This window comes from Microcystis sp. M083S1, assembly GCF_020246405.1.
GTDB lineage: Bacteria > Cyanobacteriota > Cyanobacteriia > Cyanobacteriales > Microcystaceae > Microcystis > Microcystis aeruginosa_C.
Map to the genome: position 1 here is coordinate 1 of NZ_JADBTB010000098.1, position 16,500 is coordinate 16,500.

Here is a 16,500-nt window from a genome sequence, read left to right on the forward strand (position 1 = left end):
AGTCAGTTACCTAATTTTCAGGGAAAAAGTACCTGAATTTTACCCCCGATCCCTCCAATGGTCGGCACTTTTTGAGGTCAAAAAAGTCTAAAAGCCTTATCCAACAAGGTTTTTAGATTTATTCAGCAAGCCCTAGTTAGGAGTTTATAGGCTTTTAATTATATTAGGTCGAGGTCTATTTTAGTTCGGGTTCGGATTGGGGTGTTGTATCATTTCCACAACATTTTTGATACCTTGGATAAAAGTTTGAAAACTACGCGATTTATTTTCAGTTAGGGAAAGATGGGGGGCAATCTGTTTAGAGTGGGTTCCTGCATAATACTCTTTCACTAGCTTTTTTAATTCTTGTTTGGCCGAGTTAAGCAGGTCTGGTTCTCTGTATTTACTTTTATTTTGTTTTTGACCGAGACTATTTAAATTATACGCCTTGGCCACCGCTGCTAAATCTCCCAGAAACCAAGATTCTAATTCATGGCAAATAATCCGAATTAAGACTTGAGCATCACTGGCATTTTGACAAATTTGCCCTAGGTCTTTTTTGAGTTTTTGACAATCGTGGGAATCCTGATCATGGACAATAATAAATTTGGTATTGGGACTAGATTTCTTGAAAGCTTTGAGTTTTATAGGAATAGATTTGGCTAGGTCTTGTTTGCCTTGATGACTAATACATTTATACCTTATTTCTGGGGGAATAAGTTTAGGCAAAAGTTCTTCTAACACATTTTCTATAGATGACTCTTCTAGCAAAAATACGATATCATAGTTCATTATGGTGCTACTCCTTCAAACCAGCCTTGATTCCAAAGATAGCCGGGTAAATCGCCTTCCGCTACTAAGTTTTTGAGGATTTCGCTATCGGCAGCCCTATGGATTTGGGTGATACCTTGGGATTTAATTAGCCAGAAAATACTAGCTAGTGGAACCGCGTTGATAAAATCGGGGGAGTGGCTAGAAACAAATACCTGACCCCCCTGATCGCTATAGTGGGCGAATTCTTCGGCTAGTTCTTTTAATAAAGTAGGATAAAGTTGGTTTTCTGGTTCTTCGACACAGAGTAGGGGATGAGGATTGGGATCGAATAGTAATATTAAATAAGCGAACATTTTCATAGTCCCGTCAGAAACATAGCGATCAATAAAAGGGTCTTTAAAGGCCTGATCTTGAAAACGTAAAATCAAGCGACCGTCTTCGGTTTCTTTGGCTTCCACAGAGGAAATACCCGGAACTCTTTGTTTCATTTTTTCGAGAATTTGCTGAAAAATTGTGGGATATTGTTGATAAATATATTGAGCAACTGTAGCTATATTGTCGCCAGTAGGGGATAAGTGTTCAGCATAAGATATTTCTTTACTTCCTCTAGCTTCGCTAATATGAAAGTCAGAAACGTGCCAATTTTCAATCAGAGAACGAAAGGCTGTAGCGGCTTTAAAACGTTGAAATTGTCCTAATCCTTTGATTGCTAGTATATCGTTAGATTCTAGCTGTTGTTCTTCTCGATCGAGTTCTTTATCCGGTTTACTAAAATCTTCTTCGTTGGTGATAGCATATCCTTGACCAAGTTGAAAATCTAAAAAATGAAAAGGTTTACCGTGTTCACCCCTTTTATAGCGAAGTATTTCGCGTTTGATAACAGGGCGATTTTTGTTTTGTCCAATTATAAGTATATAAGTAACCAGACGTTCTGTATCTAAGATTTTCATGCGAAATTGCAGCTCGATTTCAATATCTTCCTGTTCTTGGCCTCTAGTGATAATTTCTCTATAACCGCCGCGAATTTGTAAGGCTTGGCGAATGTTGTTTTTGAGGGCATCTCGCAGAAACCCAAAAATATCAAATAGAGTAGATTTTCCCGTGCCGTTAGCTCCAATAATCACACAAAAAGGGGGAATATCTCTTATGTGTATGTTTTTAAACATACGATAGTTTTTTATTTTAATAGAAACAATTTTCATGATATAATCGAGCAGTTATAGTTTTTTTGATTATACGATTGATCAGGTGAAGATAACTGATCAATTAGCCAAAAAAGCCAGAGATTAGACTCTCTGGGAAATTGGGGTATAAATCAGCCGCCTGAGGAAGGGACAAGAAACCAGACTCAAGACAAGTTGCCCAAAATAGCGTAAATTGTCTATAAATTTGTTCAACGACTTAAATTAGTACAAATGTTTGACTGTATTATCATCGGTGCGGGACCAGCAGGAACGACGGCGGGTTATCATCTAGCTAAAAGGGGACGATCGATCCTGATCCTCGATAAAGCGAAATTACCCCGTTATAAACCCTGTGGTGGGGGGGTATCCCCAGCAATTAAGCAGTGGTTTGATTTTGACTTTACCCCCGTGATCGAGAATACCGTCACCCAAGTGGAGTTTACTTGGAAACAGGGGGATGCCGCCACCACTAAGTTAAATATGCTAGAACCGATGTGGATGGTACAAAGGGATCGTTTCGATGATTTTTTAGGTCAACAGGCGATCGCAGTCGGGGCAACTATCCAAGATAACAGCGAAGTTACCCAGATCAAATTCATCCAAGATCACTGGCAAGTTACCACATCCCAAGGAACATTTTCAGGCAAATATCTGATTGCTGCCGATGGTGTTAGGGGCAGTACCAGTCGCTGGTTAGGATTACCGGCGAAAAACCAAGCGATCGGGGCTACTCTGGAAATTACTAACGCAGAAGCGACTATTCCCCCCAAAAAAGCTTTTTTTGACTTTGGTTCCCTAAAAAATGGTTATATCTGGGCTTTTCCCAAGTCTAATGGTTACACAATTAGCGGTGCTTGTTTTAAGGGCAGCATCAAATCCGAGGAGCTAAAAAAACAACTGTTAAATTATGCCCATCAAAAAGGCTGGAATTTAGAGGATTATCGCTATAGTGAGTATGCTTTAGCCCTTTGGAACGGAAATCAACCGCTACACGCCCAAAATGCCCTAATTACAGGGGAAGCGGCGGGGATTCTCGATCCGCTCATCGGAGAGGGTATCCGTCCGGCAATTTTGACGGGAGTTAAGGCAGCCGAGGCGATCGATCGAGCTTTAGCCGGAGATAATCAGGCTTTAGCGGGCTATAGTCGGATAATTCGGGAAGAATGGGGGGAAGATATGGCTTTAGCGGCTAAATTAGCCGGTTTATTCTATCAATTTACCCAAATCGCCTACAATGTCGCCGTTAAACGGCCGATCGCCGGTCAACTGATGGGACGTATTCTCGTGGGAGATTTAAAATACCGGGATGTTACGGGACAAGCGATGCAACAATTGAAAAAGCTTTTACTGCCCGGATTCGGTTGGTGATAACACCTCGCGCACCAGGGTGGGGGTGACTCGATCGCTAATGGTGACTTGGCCGATTGCCGTTGGTAAAATAAATCTAACTTGACCATCTTTAACCTTTTTATCGGCAGTGAGAGCATTTACCATCTCATCGGCATTTAAAGGCGGAATATGGGTTTCTAAGGCGGCTTTTTCGATTAAATCGGTTTGACGTTGATTTTCCCCGGCGGTCCACATTCCCAGTTTAACAGCGATCGCTCCTGCCGCCACCATCCCCATGGCCACCGCTTCCCCGTGGTTAACGCTAGTATATCCCGTTAAACTTTCAATGCCGTGGGCGATCGTGTGACCATAGTTTAAGATCGCCCGCAAACCCGCTTCTTTTTCGTCTTTGCTTACCACATCTGCTTTAGCTTGGCAAGACTTTGTAATAATTGTTTGCAATAGCTCGCCATCGATCTGAGAAAAACTAGCTAAATTGTCCGAGTCTTCTAACTGTTGAAATAACTCAGCATCCCAAATTACACCGTATTTAATCACTTCTGCCATTCCAGCCCGAAATTCTCGCACGGGTAGAGTTTTAAGCACCCTAGGATCGATCAGAACTAATTTCGGTTGATAAAACGCCCCGATCAGATTTTTGCCCTGGGGATGATTAACACCAGTTTTACCCCCGATGGAAGCATCTACCATGGCTAACAGGGTGGTGGGAACTTGGACAAAATTAACGCCCCGTAACCATGTGGCTGCCGCAAATCCCGTCATATCCCCGATTACACCACCACCGAGGGCAACCATAGTCGAGGAACGTTCCAGCCGGTGAGCGAGGGCGCTATCATAAACTTGGGCGATCGCATCGAGGGTTTTATAATTTTCTCCGGCGGGGATCAGATGAGTAGAAACAACAAAGCCCGCTTTGTCTAGGGAATTAACGGCTATTTGCCCGTAATAGTCAAAAATTTCGGGATTAGAAACCAATAAAACCTTTTTACCTAAGCTTAACTGGCTCATTTCTCCACCGAGATTAGCTAAACTGCCCTTCTCGATCAGAATATTATAGGAGCGATCGGGTAAATTAACGGGAATACAAATAGCCATAGGGTGTGGTAATTATAAATTATCAATTATGAATTATGAATTGCGAGGTAGGGAGATGGGGAGTGCCGGAGCAGGGAGAATAAATAAAAATAATCTCCTGACTCCTGACTCCCGATAGCCAAAAAGATGATCGGTTATTGGCGCAGCTTAGTCAACTCTAAGAGCAGACGACAGGATAAAAAACAGATAAAGCTCTCTCCTAGAAAGAGACTTAATTGCCAAGCGTCAGCGATCAAGTCTGTGGATAATTGTAGGGGAACTAGGCCGCGGACTAAGGCAAAAGCTGCCACTGTACCATCTTTGAGATGGGGATTATCGTCGTTACGGACGACATAACGATAGGTGACACCGAAGAGAAATCCGCTAATTATCGCCCCGGATATCTTGACAAAAGCGCCAATTACTGTGAGCGATTCCCCTAACAATAGTCGATCAACAGTTAAAAATAGCAGATAGGGAACCAGGAAAGCCAGAGCCGAGATACTCCCCACCTGTATGGATTCGATTCTTTCCTTGAGCGTAATTTGCATGATCGCCTCTCTAAAACGGAGTCACTGATGAAGTATTATAAATTGAGTAGTTATCTCCTAAGTATTTCGTTTAACAAAGGCAATTATGGATATTTTGACACTTGGTTGGGTTAGCATTCTCGCCCTGTTCACTTGGTCGATCGCCATGGTGGTTTGGGGTCGTAACGGTTTCTAGGTAATCTATAGATACCATGGAAACATCTCTGATTCTCAACACTCTCTTTCTAGTCGCCTTAATTCTTCTCGTTGTCGTTAGTGGTGGCATTCTCTACCTGACGACTACAGAATGGCGCGATCGCCGTCGTCAAGATGGCGATAAAAAATTAGGAAAATAAATAATTCTGAACAGGTGTACTTAATTACGCCTGTTTTTCCTTTACTATGATTAAAATACTGCACTTATCGGATATTCACATGGGGAGCGGTTTTTCCCATGGACGTTTAAATCCAAAAACGGGATTAAATACTCGTTTAGAGGATTTTATGGGCAGTTTAAGCCTCTGTATCGATCGGGCTATTGCCTCCCCTGTGGATCTAGTGCTTTTTGGGGGAGATGCCTTTCCCGATGCCACTCCTCCTCCTTTTGTTCACGAAGCTTTTGCCAGTCAATTCCGTCGTCTTGCCGATGCTAATATCCCGACGGTGTTATTAGTGGGTAATCACGATCAACATTCTCAGGGTAATGGCGGTGTCAGTCTCTCCATCTATCGTACCCTAGCGGTGCCGGGGTTTATTGTTGGCGATCGCTTGACCACCCATCGCATCACCACCCGCAACGGCGATATCCAAGTCATTACTTTACCCTGGTTAACCCGGGCCACTCTCTTAACCCGTCCCGAAACCGAGGGTTTATCCTTGAGTGGGGTAAATGAATTATTAATTAACCGTTTAGAACCGGTTTTAGAAGGAGAAATTCGCCAATTAGATACAAGTTTACCAACAGTTTTATTAGCCCATTTAATGGCCGATCGAGCTAGTTTAGGAGCAGAAAGATTTTTAGCAGTTGGTAAAGGTTTTACCGTGCCTTTATCCCTGCTAAATCGTCCACAATTCGAATATGTTGCCCTCGGTCATGTTCACAAACATCAAAATCTTAATCCTAGCAATGATCCGCCTATTGTCTATCCGGGGAGCATTGATCGAGTGGATTTTAGTGAGGAAAAAGAAGATAAGGGCTATGTTTTAATAGAAGTGGCTAAAGGAGAGGTTAAATGGGAATTTTGCCCTTTACCCGTGCGTACTTTCCGTTCCATCGAAGTGGATGTTTCCGAGGCAGAAAACCCCCAAAAAGAATTGCTGAAAGCTCTGAAAAAATACGATATTCAGGAAGCAGTTATCCGCTTAGTTTATAAAATTCGCAGTGAACAATTGGAACTAATCAACACCAATCAGCTTGACGAAGCGTTAAAAACTGCCCATAGCTATAGTATTCGGGCGGAGTTAATTAGTCAATTAACCCGTCCCCGTTTACCGGAATTAGGGGTGGGTAATCAATTAGATCCGATGGAAGCGTTAAAAGCTTATATCGATAATAAGAAAGATTTGCGCGATATTGTCGATGATATGTTAGAGGCAGCCCAGCTTTTATTAAATCAACAGCCAGAAATTTGGCTAGAGGAAGAAACCTCGATTTAGCTATCAGTTATCAGTTATCAGTTATCAGTTGTCAGTTATCAGTTGTCGGTTTACTGCTCACTGAAATATCTTCCCTATCCCTGTTTAAACCAGCTATGAGTTTATGTCTTAATCCTGATTGTCTTCATAACAATGATCCTACAGATAAATTCTGTCAAAAATGTCGCTTTCAATTATTACTCAAAGATCGTTATCGTGCTATAAAATTAATTGGTCAAGGAGGTTTCGGTAAAACTTTTCAAGCAATTGATGAGGATAAACCTTCTAAACCTTATTGTGTGATTAAACAATTTTTTCCTAGCACTCAAGGCAGTAATGCTCTCAAGAAAGCGGCGGAATTATTTAAAGAAGAAGCGATTAGTTTAGATAATCTCGGTCAACACCCACAAATTCCCTCCCTCTATGCCTATTTTACCAGCAATGATGGGCGACAATATCTTGTTCAAGAATATATTGAGGGAGAAAATCTAGAACAAGAATTACAAAGCGAGGGAGTTTTCAATGAAGAAAAGATCAAACATCTTTTATTAGAAATTTTGCCAATTCTTGATTTTATCCATGCTAAAAGAGTCATTCATCGAGATATTAAACCAGCCAATATAATTCGGAGACGCAGCGATAATAAAATAATTTTAGTTGATTTTGGTGCCTCTAAATTTATCACTATTGCTAATCTTTCCCTGACAGGAACAGTGATCGGTTCGGCGGGATATGTCGCCCCGGAACAAAGCAATGGCAAAGCGATCAATAGCAGTGATTTATATAGTTTGGGAGTCACTTGTATCTATTTATTAACGGGAATATCTCCCTTTGAATTATTCGATGTCAGTGAACATGAATGGGTATGGAGACAGTACCTGATTAATAATACTGTTAGTGTTGAATTAGGCGAAATTTTAGATAAATTAATTGAATTTGGCACCAAAAAACGTTATCAATCAGTCGAGGAAGTCCTGCAAGAGTTGGCGGCAAAATTAGCTGCAGTGATTCCGCCAAAACCCCGATCACAGGCCACAATTCAAGAAACGGTTTTATCAGTTTTTCCAGTTGCCACCAGGGAGGAAATTAACCTCAAAAGTGCCAAGGCAATTGATTACACTAACCTACGGGATTTCTTAGCGCAAGAAAAATGGCAAGAGGCAGATCAAGAAACAGCTAATCTATTTTTAAAAGTTGCCGATCGAACTAAAGAAAAATATCTTAAGATAGAAGACATAGATAACTTTCCCTGTGAAGATTTAGCCACTATCAATCAACTCTGGTTAAAATATAGTCAAGAAAAATTCGGTATATCTGTTCAGAAAAGAATCTATGAAAGTTTAGGAGGAAGCGGCAATTATGATCAACAAAAATGGAACGATTTTGGATCAAAAGTCGGTTGGCGAGTTAATAACAAGTGGTTATACTACGATCAAATTACTTTCTCTCTCAAAGCACCCTGGGGACATCTTCCCACCCTTGTGTGGGGTGTGGGTGGTGGCATAATTCTTTTTTCTCGTCTGGAAACCTGTACGATGGACGGAGTTTCCAGCAGGGGATAAATTGACTTAAAAGCTTTTCTGGAGAATTAAACAATTTCTCCCTTCGCCAGTGCGGATATATTGTAAAGTATCAGTAAAAGAACGCATGAAAAGTAATCCGCGATCGCTTTCCATTTCCAAAGGTGCGAGGGGATGTTGTTGTAGAGAATCAAGTTTGGCTTGCAGATCAAAAGGTTGACCGTGATCCCATATTTTTATTTCTAGAGAATGGGACTGTAAAGTTAATTCTAGATCGATCGCTGTGGTCGGTGGTAAATGTTGGTGAGCGTAACGGACAGTATTAGTAAATCCTTCCGCTAAAGCCACCTTACACTGCCAAAGCACCGAGTCAGGTAAAAAAGAGCGGCCGTGAGATTCAAACCATTGTAGGACTGGGATTAAAGCTGCCAATTCCGTCCGGACTTGTAGATGGAATTGGAGGGGGGAAGAAGGGGAATTTAAGACTTCAGAAGGCACCACTGTTTTTTTGAAAGAGAATCAAAATTGTTTTAAAAATCAGTTGTAGATCGTAGCCTAAACTCCAATTTTCTTGATAGCGCAGATCTAGTTGAATTACCTCTTCAAAATTACGCACCTGAGAGCGACCATTCACCTGCCATTCTCCCGTCATACCGGGTTTTACGTCTAAACGTTGCCATTGGGGAACATCGTAGCGTTCCACCTCATCGGGTGTGGGGGGACGAGTGCCGACAAGACTCATTTCACCGGTGATCACATTCCAAAACTGAGGGAATTCGTCTAAGCTGGTACGACGTAAAAATTTTCCTACCCGGGTAATCCGGGGATCATTTTTATTTTTAAAAAAAGCTCCCTCCGCTTGATTGGGGATTTTATCCTTGAGTGCTTCCGCATCCACACACATGGAACGAAACTTGAGAATCTTAAATTCCTTTCCCAACCAACCGCAGCGGGTTTGACTGAAAAAAATTGGACCTGGACTGTCTAACTTAATAGCGATAGCAATAGGGACAAAAATAACCCCCGTGATTAATAAACCCACGGTCCCACCAACAATGTCAAGACCGCGCTTTAACCAACTGCGAATTGAGGGATGGGTTTCGGGTAGATGGTTTTCAGGGGTAGTACGGCCGTTTTCTTGGGCTGCTAGGGGGGAGGTTTGGAAAGTCAATAATTGATCTAGTCCCGTAATCGATAAAACCCCCATCACTGGGGGATGGACGTTAGCCAGCACTAACTCGATATTTTCTGCCCTGGCCGCTTTGAGATTATGGACTAAAGCACCCACACCACTACTATCCATAAATTGAGTGGCATTCAGATCGAGAATGACTTTTTCGGGAGTGGGTATTTGGGCGATGAGATGGTGAAAGATATCCTTGAACTGTACTGCTTCCAAGACAGTCAAGCGATCAGGCATCCGCAAAACCGGATACTCCATCGGAATGATCAGAAAACGTGTTTCAGGAATTTGGGAAGTCATCGACACAAAGATGTGGTTTGATGGATGAACAAGGCCTGATGACCTACCTAATGTTTACTACACTTTTCCCCAAATACCAATGGGTAATGTCAAAGATTAGCTGTAATTATCGGCTAACGAATCTCACCTAGGGGCGGACGGCCTTGGGTTTGGGCCTTCGCTTTGGCCGCACTCTTTCTCAGGGCATCTAAACGGGTCTCATAACGCTTACGCAGACGACGGTTGGGCGTTTGTTCAATTAGGGTTTTAAAGGCACTGCCTAGGCTCTTGTAGGCGTTGGGGAGAGAATAACCGAAACGGGTGGCGAGGGCGATCGCTTTTTCATCGGCTTCGATCGCTTCTTTGAGAATTTTATCACCGTTATTTTTGCGCCAGAGACGATAACCGGAAATCCCACATAATCCCATGGCCAAAAGCAATAATAAACCGTCCTGTACCCATAATTCCCCCACCGCACCACCTAAACCAATAGCGAGGGCGGCCATTTCCCAGCCTTCCCGCGGAATACTATCATTTTGAATCCTGGCCACTTCATGCCAAAAGAGCAAATTACGCTGATCGATGGCTAAATTTTCCCATTTGGCTAAATCTATCTGAATTTCTACCTCATCTCTGCCAATTTCTTCACAACGGATCAGGGGGGGGTTAATCTCTGTAGAACCTTCTACCGTTACCCAACTTTGTAATTCTGGGGGTAGCAGGGTTTTTAGGCGCCGAAGTTCGCTCATTTCGGCTCGTGCAGAGGAGGCCGCATAAGATGTCATAGATTTTTTACCTATTCTCTACCAATGACGATGATTTCTATTTTGGATCATAGCGGTCTTTTTTGTGATCTTGGCAGCTTTTGGCCCTAGGCAGCATTTTCAGTGATCAGTAACCAGTGATGGAAGTGGGAAGTGGGGAAGTGGGGATAAACAATCCATAACTGGGGTTTTAAAGTTCGATTGGGAGTCAATCGGACTGAGTGGGTGGGTGTTAAAAATTGTCAGATACCCCCCTTATTAAGGGGGGATTAAGGGGGGATCAAAGACAGAATCTATCTTCTATTTACTTATTAAATAGACCGTAACTTTTGCCGACTAATGCTCAAAGATATCTTTGTATTGCTGTAAATCTAAAGCGGTGAAGACGGGGATACAACTAAAGCATTTTTGTGCTAATTCCCATCTTTCTTCTCTTTGCAGCATCACAATTAGTGTATCTCGCACTGACAGTAAATAGCGCACATCGTTAGCAGCATAACTCAGTTGTTGTGGGGTAAGATTAGCGGCATTTCCCCAATCAGAACTCTGAGCGGTTTTGTCTAATTCTATGCCTTCCAATTCCTGCACGAGACTTTTTAATCCGTGACTGCTGGTATAAGTCCGAGCCAGTTTACTGGCGATTTTGGTGCAGAAAATCGGTTTAGTGGCAATGCCAAAAGTATGGGATAGTTGAGCCACATCAAAACGGGCAAAATGAAAGACTTTTTCTATCCGCTCATCTTCCATGACCTTTTTGAGATTAGGAGCCTCTGTTTGCCCCCTAAAAATGCGAATAGCGGTGACAAAACCACTGGGGTCACAGAGTTGAATTAAACACAGTCGATCGCGTCCCGGTACTAATCCCATAGTTTCTGTATCTACAGCGATCGAATTAACCCCTAGATAACGGGATAATAGGTCATCGCTTAAATCTCGATCGCACACTTGAAAATTGTCTAAGTTCATATAGTTAGAAGATAGGAGACAGGAGACAGGAGGGAAATTTGTAATGCTTTTGCCTATCGCACGACTGCCTTTATTTCCCTGATAACTGATAACTGATAACTGATAACTGATGTTAAAAACTGGTAATTAAATTTAAATATCATCGTGGTCATTTTGTCAACGCTTTTTAACAAAAAGTTGTGTAAAGTAATATTCACCAGCATTATTTTTAGCGATACCGATACCAGTGAGATTATAATCACCAACCATATTTTTTTGATGACCAGGACTATTAATCCAACCCTTGACGGCAACACTCACGGGGTCAGGATATCCCTTCATAAAAGCCAAATTTTCGCCCATTTTTTCTAAAGGAATCTTCCTTTGTACTGCCTTGACTCTTCCCTCAAAACCATCATGACTAAAAGGAGCCTGTTTATTGGCCATTTTTTGACTAAATAAGCGAGCTTCATGACTAATGCGAGCATCGAGACGTAGGGACGGTAAATTTTGAGAAATTCGGTAGCGATTAACTTGATAATTAGTGTTTTCTTCAAGGGTAATAAAAAAAGATTGATTCCCGATAGGATCGTAGCTAAGGGGATTAGTAGAAACAGGAGCGGATTGACGTTTTAAAAAGATTTGAGTAAAGTACAATTTTCCTTGACTATCCGTCGCTACTCCAATCCCGGTACTATCAAAATCTCCCTCCATATTTTCCCGATGACCTTGACTTTTAATCCAACCATCCACAGCAATCATTACCGGGTCCTCATAACCTTGATTAACTGCCACATTTTCCCCCACCGCTTGATAGGGAACTGAAACACCAATAGTTTGCGCTCTTTTGTCAAAATCTTGATGACTAAAAGGAACTAAACCCGCGGCCATACGTTGGCTATGTAATCTTGCTTGTTGCGAAATTGCCCGATTTAACAGTAGGGGAGATAAATTGCGAGATTGACGATAGCGATTGACCTGTTGATAGATTTTATTCTCTAAAACAAGTAAAGTTGCCGCATCCACAGGAGAAGGAGAAGGAGAGGGAGAGAAAGAAGGTACGAGTTCCGTAAAAGAGCTATAGTTTAAGGCACTACAGGCCATTAAACTTGTCGATACAAGCATCAAAATTCCTAACTGATAACCCTTCTTAAAAGAACTTTTCATATTAAGCTAGTCTGGAACGAGGAACAGGTCAAAACGAATATCAAATTTAGATGCACAATAGCTTATCCCTCTCACTGATAACTGATAACTGCTCACTGTTAACCATTCATCGATAAATATTTAGCCACCGATTGCACATCTTTATCACCCCGTCCGGAGAAATTAATAACAATGCGAGGACTACCGGTCACTTGTGGGCAAAGAGTTTCTAAATAGGCTAAAGCATGGGCAGTTTCTAGGGCCGGAATAATCCCTTCTAAACGGGAAACTCTTTGAAAAGCTTCTAGTGCTTCCTTGTCGGTGACACTGTAATATTCAGCGCGACCACTATCTTTTAAAAAGCTATGTTCTGGCCCGACTCCGGGATAATCTAAACCGGCACTAATGGAGTGGGCCTCGATAACTTGACCTTCGTTATCTTGTAATAAATAACTCATGGCCCCATGTAGAACCCCCGGTTGACCTTGGGTAAGGGTGGCGGCGTGTTTTCCGGAGGCGATACTTTCCCCGGCGGCCTCCACACCAATTAAACGCACGGCAGCTTCTTTAACAAACTCATGAAATAAACCCATAGCATTAGAACCACCACCCACACAAGCGAGGAGAATATCCGGTAAACCGCCCCATTTTTCCAGACTTTGCTGACGAGTTTCTTGACCGATAACCGCGTGAAAATCGCGTACCATCATCGGATAGGGATGGGGACCGGCCACAGAACCGAGGATGTAGTGAGTGGTTTCCACATTAGTTACCCAGTCGCGAATCGCTTCCGAGGTGGCATCTTTCAGGGTTCCCGTCCCGGCGGCCACGGGTTGCACCGTCGCGCCAAGCAGTCTCATGCGGAAAACATTGAGTTCTTGGCGTTCCATGTCGTGAATTCCCATATAAATCACGCATTCTAGACCAAAACGAGCGCAAACCGTAGCGGTGGCCACGCCGTGCTGTCCTGCTCCAGTTTCGGCGATAATTCGCTTTTTACCCATGCGTTTGGCTAATAAAACCTGACCGAGGGCGTTATTAATCTTGTGGGCCCCGGTATGGTTTAAATCTTCCCGTTTTAGGTAAATTTGCGCCCCAGTGCCGTCAGCTTTGGCATAATGGGCGGTGAGACGTTCGGCAAAATATAAGGGACTAGGTCTACCGACGTAATCCTTGAGCAGTTGATTTAATTCGTCTTGAAAATCGGGGTCGTCCTTATACTGATTATAGGCCGTCTCTAGTTCACTTAAGGCTGGCATCAGGGTTTCTGGGACGTATTTGCCCCCGTAGCGTCCAAAACGCCCAAAAGCATCGGGATACTGGGTTACTGTGCTGGCTGAGGCGGTATAAATCGGCGTGATAGTCATGTAAACCTTCGATGAGAGACTTATGATCCATTATAAATCTAAGGGTTTAGTCTCTGGGTTAACCTGAGTTCCGGGGCAATCATCGCCTAACCTACCCAATAATCAAAGGGTGAGCATTGCCCACCCTTTGACTGATTTTACAGCCAAATACTCACATCAACTTTTAACACCTGTCCTAATAGTAATAACCATTTTAATTGAGTCATCGGCCAGGGACAGGCAGCATCTATGGAATTGGACTGCAAAGAATTAGGAACTAGACGCTCGTGGAAATAATAATAGTATAATTCCTGAGAGCGATCAAGGGATAATCCTAGGTTTAATTGTTGGCTAACTTCAATTAAACGGGTGATTAGGCGAGTATCCTCCTCCGCAGTTAAAGGATCGCCATCGTGTAATAATTTCCCAAGAGATTGCCAGAGCAGACTTTCTAAGGTTTGACGCGCTTCGGGAATATTTAATTGACAGCGTAAATGATTGGCTTCCTTAGCAATAGCCAATAATTGATCGAGATTATTTTCCGTCGCTTGCCGCTGCTCAAAATCTTTTTCTAGGGTATTAATCACCTGTAAACAACGGTGAGAAATGGCAATATCCGCCGCTACCTGTAACTCTTGAGGTACGGGCAGATCATCCCGTTGGAAAGCCGCTAAAATGCCGTAATTATCCCGATAAACTTGGGTGTATAATTGATCGAGACGTTTTTTAGTTTCGGCTGTCACCTTCTGCATAATCCGGTGTCTTTCATCGGCAAAAAGATGGGGTAAAGCAAAAAAGTTTTCTCCCAATCCGCGCCCCATTTCTACGATCATGGTTGAGACACTGGCCTGTTGTAAAGATTCAAAGAGATGGTCCTTAAGATTGGTATAGATTAACCGACCGTTAAAAGGTTGAATGCAGCAGTAAAAATCCCAACCTCCTAAATGTAGAACAGCAAAGACAAAATGTTCACTTTCTTGGGTAATTTCCGAGGTTAATTCCACCTGTCCCACCGCTAAAGTTAAAGACCCGATCGCTTGTTTTTGATAATCTAATTGACGGGTATTGTAACAATAAATCCGATGATGACTGGAATAATTGGTAAATAGGGAACTAATGGCGTAATGGGCCGCCACCTGTTCCAAATCCACCCGCGCAGAAGTGACCAATTGTCGATAGACATCAGCCCCATCTTGATATAACTTAACGTTACTGGGGGCGAAAGCTAGACGACTGAGGAAATTCATTTCTAATTGAATTCCGGCCACTTCTCCGGCTAATTCCAGGGCCCGGCCAGCATATCTCAAAATTTGCGTGCCTTCAGGTCGAGAAATTTCCTCAAAAAACCAGCCACAACTGGTAAACATTAATAAAGCCTGTCTTTGCATTTCTAATAAACGCAAAGCATCGATTTTCTCGCTTTTACTCAGGTTGCGACTTTGATGCAAAGCGAGGAAATGTTCGATCGCGTCTGGGGATCGATCTAAAATAACGGCAATGTAGTCATCCCTTGTCTGCCAAGGATCCCGGAAAAATTCCCGTCCCTGAATCTCATAGACCTTAATTAACTCATCTCTGAGCCAATTTAGGGACTCCCGTAGGGGTTTACGCCATTTTTGCTGGTAATTTCCCCCTCCCCCGCAACCACAGTCATCCTGCCAACGATTTACGCCATGGACACAACTCCATGCAGTCACGGGTTTTAATTCCACTTCCCAAGTGGGGGGGCAAATACTGAGATAATGGGCAAAATTGGTGACTGTCCAGCCGTTTTTAGGGAAAGATTCCGTAAAAGCATAGCTAAGACACTTCTCTGTCCCCTGTTTGTGGTGGCCGAAGGTTTCCCCATCGGTAGCGACGCTGATTAACTGGGAGGGACGATGATCCCCTTTAATTGCCTGTCCCAGACGACCGACGAGAAAATCACTGCTGGCTAGGACATCATTAAAGCCCATATCGCGAGAAATTGGACCATCGTAGAAGAAAATATCCAGATAACGACCATCGGGGATGTAACAGCGATAGGGACGGGTGGGATCGATTTGACCTCCGGCCACCGCGTGCCATTGGGGATGGGGATCATGGTCGCTAGGGAAAGGACGACAGCGCAGGGCCTGGGAAGGGGCTAAAATGGTGAATTTAATCCCCTCATCGATTAAAGCTGTCACTGTGGCTAAATCAATGGCTGTTTCCGCTAACCACATTCCTTCGGGATCACGGCCGAAACGATGCTGAAAATCGGCTTTTCCCCAGCGAATTTGGGTGTATTTGTCCTGTTTGTTGGCTAGGGGCAGAATGATATGATTATAGACCTGGGCGATGGCGTTACCATGACCGTTTAAGCGTTGACAACTTTTTTGATCCGCTGTCAGGATGCGTTGGTAAACTTCGGGATCATGGGATTGCATCCATGACATTAGGGTGGCCCCGATGTTAAAGCTGAGATATTCGTAGTTATTGACTATTTTGATTACTTCCCCCCGGTCATTGTAAATGCGTGCAAAAGCATTGGCACGATAACACTCGTGATGGATGCGTTCATTCCAATTATGGAAGGGATGGGCGCTCGGTTGCCGTTCAATTCTGTCTAGATAGGGATTTTCTCGCGGTGGTTGGTAAAAATGTCCGTGAACCGTGATATAAACTCCGTGAGCGGTTTTCAGGGGGTCGACCCCCGTATCGGTATAGGAATAAAAGGTTGTAGAAGGATGTTCAACAAGATAAGTCATGGAAATGCCTAGAAAATCGTTTTTTTTTGAGCGAAAATAGCTGTAGAATGTGGCGACCTGAT

16 protein-coding genes are annotated in these 16,500 nt (G+C 43.1%); 5 read left to right on the plus strand and 11 right to left on the minus strand.

Annotated features, from left to right (window positions below; genetic code table 11):
• Positions 1-180 precede the first annotated feature (180 nt).
• Entirely contained in the window at positions 181-771 is a 591-nt protein-coding gene (locus IM450_RS09575; protein ID WP_287670924.1) for a DUF4276 family protein, read from the minus strand.
• The gene (locus IM450_RS09580; protein ID WP_287670926.1) at positions 771-1,955 is read right to left on the minus strand and encodes an AAA family ATPase; all 1,185 of its coding nucleotides are present in this window, start codon (positions 1,953-1,955) and stop codon (positions 771-773) included. Before IM450_RS09580 ends, IM450_RS09575 begins: the two co-directional genes overlap by 1 nt.
• Positions 1,956-2,168: 213 nt before the next feature.
• Here IM450_RS09580 and IM450_RS09585 point away from each other — a divergent pair, with 213 nt between their 5' ends.
• Positions 2,169-3,305: a geranylgeranyl reductase family protein gene (locus IM450_RS09585; RefSeq protein ID WP_002801561.1), complete on the plus strand. Its 1,137-nt coding sequence runs from the start codon at positions 2,169-2,171 to the stop codon at positions 3,303-3,305.
• Here the strand turns inward: IM450_RS09585 and aroB are convergent.
• Both aroB and IM450_RS09595 read right to left on the minus strand, forming a co-directional pair.
• Complete coding sequence (gene aroB, locus IM450_RS09590; protein ID WP_287670929.1) at positions 3,282-4,382, minus strand: 3-dehydroquinate synthase; 1,101 nt, start codon at positions 4,380-4,382, stop codon at positions 3,282-3,284. The genes IM450_RS09585 and aroB overlap by 24 nt on opposite strands.
• A 134-nt stretch (positions 4,383-4,516) precedes the next feature.
• Positions 4,517-4,912 (minus strand): hypothetical protein, encoded by a 396-nt coding sequence (locus IM450_RS09595; protein ID WP_287670931.1) that lies wholly within the window; start codon positions 4,910-4,912, stop codon positions 4,517-4,519.
• A gap of 85 nt (positions 4,913-4,997) precedes the next feature.
• Here IM450_RS09595 and petN point away from each other — a divergent pair, with 85 nt between their 5' ends.
• The 4 genes from petN (at position 4,998) to IM450_RS09615 (ending at position 8,088) form a co-directional block, all read left to right on the plus strand.
• On the plus strand, positions 4,998-5,087 hold the full coding sequence (petN, locus tag IM450_RS09600) for a cytochrome b6-f complex subunit PetN (RefSeq protein ID WP_012265708.1): 90 nt from the start codon (positions 4,998-5,000) through the stop codon (positions 5,085-5,087).
• 16 nt (positions 5,088-5,103) lie between these two features.
• Positions 5,104-5,247, plus strand: a complete 144-nt coding sequence (locus tag IM450_RS09605; RefSeq protein ID WP_002768280.1) for a hypothetical protein — start codon at positions 5,104-5,106, stop codon at positions 5,245-5,247.
• A gap of 46 nt (positions 5,248-5,293) precedes the next feature.
• The gene (sbcD, locus tag IM450_RS09610; RefSeq protein ID WP_287670933.1) at positions 5,294-6,547 is read left to right on the plus strand and encodes an exonuclease subunit SbcD; all 1,254 of its coding nucleotides are present in this window, start codon (positions 5,294-5,296) and stop codon (positions 6,545-6,547) included.
• Between the two features lie 95 nt (positions 6,548-6,642).
• Entirely contained in the window at positions 6,643-8,088 is a 1,446-nt protein-coding gene (locus IM450_RS09615) for a serine/threonine-protein kinase (protein ID WP_287670978.1), read from the plus strand.
• A gap of 6 nt (positions 8,089-8,094) precedes the next feature.
• On the opposite strand, the gene IM450_RS09620 is transcribed toward IM450_RS09615, so the two are convergent.
• From IM450_RS09620 to IM450_RS09650, 7 genes are all read right to left on the minus strand, one after another.
• Positions 8,095-8,547, minus strand: a complete 453-nt coding sequence (locus tag IM450_RS09620; RefSeq protein ID WP_287670935.1) for an ATP-binding protein — start codon at positions 8,545-8,547, stop codon at positions 8,095-8,097.
• Positions 8,534-9,529: an anti-sigma factor antagonist gene (locus tag IM450_RS09625; RefSeq protein ID WP_287670937.1), complete on the minus strand. Its 996-nt coding sequence runs from the start codon at positions 9,527-9,529 to the stop codon at positions 8,534-8,536. Before IM450_RS09625 ends, IM450_RS09620 begins: the two co-directional genes overlap by 14 nt.
• A 113-nt stretch (positions 9,530-9,642) precedes the next feature.
• Entirely contained in the window at positions 9,643-10,293 is a 651-nt protein-coding gene (locus tag IM450_RS09630) for a DUF3318 domain-containing protein (protein WP_002781787.1), read from the minus strand.
• A gap of 315 nt (positions 10,294-10,608) precedes the next feature.
• Complete coding sequence (locus IM450_RS09635; RefSeq protein WP_287670941.1) at positions 10,609-11,238, minus strand: ribonuclease D; 630 nt, start codon at positions 11,236-11,238, stop codon at positions 10,609-10,611.
• A 156-nt stretch (positions 11,239-11,394) separates the two neighbouring features.
• Positions 11,395-12,384, minus strand: a complete 990-nt coding sequence (locus IM450_RS09640) for a CAP domain-containing protein (protein ID WP_287670943.1) — start codon at positions 12,382-12,384, stop codon at positions 11,395-11,397.
• A 98-nt stretch (positions 12,385-12,482) separates the two neighbouring features.
• On the minus strand, positions 12,483-13,730 hold the full coding sequence (trpB, locus tag IM450_RS09645; RefSeq protein ID WP_004163756.1) for a tryptophan synthase subunit beta: 1,248 nt from the start codon (positions 13,728-13,730) through the stop codon (positions 12,483-12,485).
• 137 nt (positions 13,731-13,867) lie between these two features.
• A complete protein-coding gene (locus IM450_RS09650; protein ID WP_004163753.1) occupies positions 13,868-16,438 on the minus strand; it encodes a DUF3536 domain-containing protein in 2,571 nt (856 codons plus the stop codon).
• Positions 16,439-16,500 lie beyond the last annotated feature (62 nt).

Bases quoted from the DNA above. Each gene is read 5' to 3' on its own strand.
- IM450_RS09575 (WP_287670924.1), bottom strand. From the start codon at position 771: ATGAACTATGATATCGTATTTTTGCTAGAAGAGTCATCTATAGAAAAT.
- IM450_RS09580 (WP_287670926.1), bottom strand. From the start codon at position 1,955: ATGAAAATTGTTTCTATTAAAATAAAAAACTATCGTATGTTTAAAAAC.
- IM450_RS09585 (WP_002801561.1), top strand. From the start codon at position 2,169: ATGTTTGACTGTATTATCATCGGTGCGGGACCAGCAGGAACGACGGCG.
- aroB (WP_287670929.1), bottom strand. From the start codon at position 4,382: ATGGCTATTTGTATTCCCGTTAATTTACCCGATCGCTCCTATAATATT.
- IM450_RS09595 (WP_287670931.1), bottom strand. From the start codon at position 4,912: ATGCAAATTACGCTCAAGGAAAGAATCGAATCCATACAGGTGGGGAGT.
- petN (WP_012265708.1), top strand. From the start codon at position 4,998: ATGGATATTTTGACACTTGGTTGGGTTAGCATTCTCGCCCTGTTCACT.
- IM450_RS09605 (WP_002768280.1), top strand. From the start codon at position 5,104: ATGGAAACATCTCTGATTCTCAACACTCTCTTTCTAGTCGCCTTAATT.
- sbcD (WP_287670933.1), top strand. From the start codon at position 5,294: ATGATTAAAATACTGCACTTATCGGATATTCACATGGGGAGCGGTTTT.
- IM450_RS09615 (WP_287670978.1), top strand. From the start codon at position 6,643: ATGAGTTTATGTCTTAATCCTGATTGTCTTCATAACAATGATCCTACA.
- IM450_RS09625 (WP_287670937.1), bottom strand. From the start codon at position 9,529: ATGACTTCCCAAATTCCTGAAACACGTTTTCTGATCATTCCGATGGAG.
- IM450_RS09630 (WP_002781787.1), bottom strand. From the start codon at position 10,293: ATGACATCTTATGCGGCCTCCTCTGCACGAGCCGAAATGAGCGAACTT.
- IM450_RS09635 (WP_287670941.1), bottom strand. From the start codon at position 11,238: ATGAACTTAGACAATTTTCAAGTGTGCGATCGAGATTTAAGCGATGAC.
- IM450_RS09640 (WP_287670943.1), bottom strand. From the start codon at position 12,384: ATGAAAAGTTCTTTTAAGAAGGGTTATCAGTTAGGAATTTTGATGCTT.
- trpB (WP_004163756.1), bottom strand. From the start codon at position 13,730: ATGACTATCACGCCGATTTATACCGCCTCAGCCAGCACAGTAACCCAG.
- IM450_RS09650 (WP_004163753.1), bottom strand. From the start codon at position 16,438: ATGACTTATCTTGTTGAACATCCTTCTACAACCTTTTATTCCTATACC.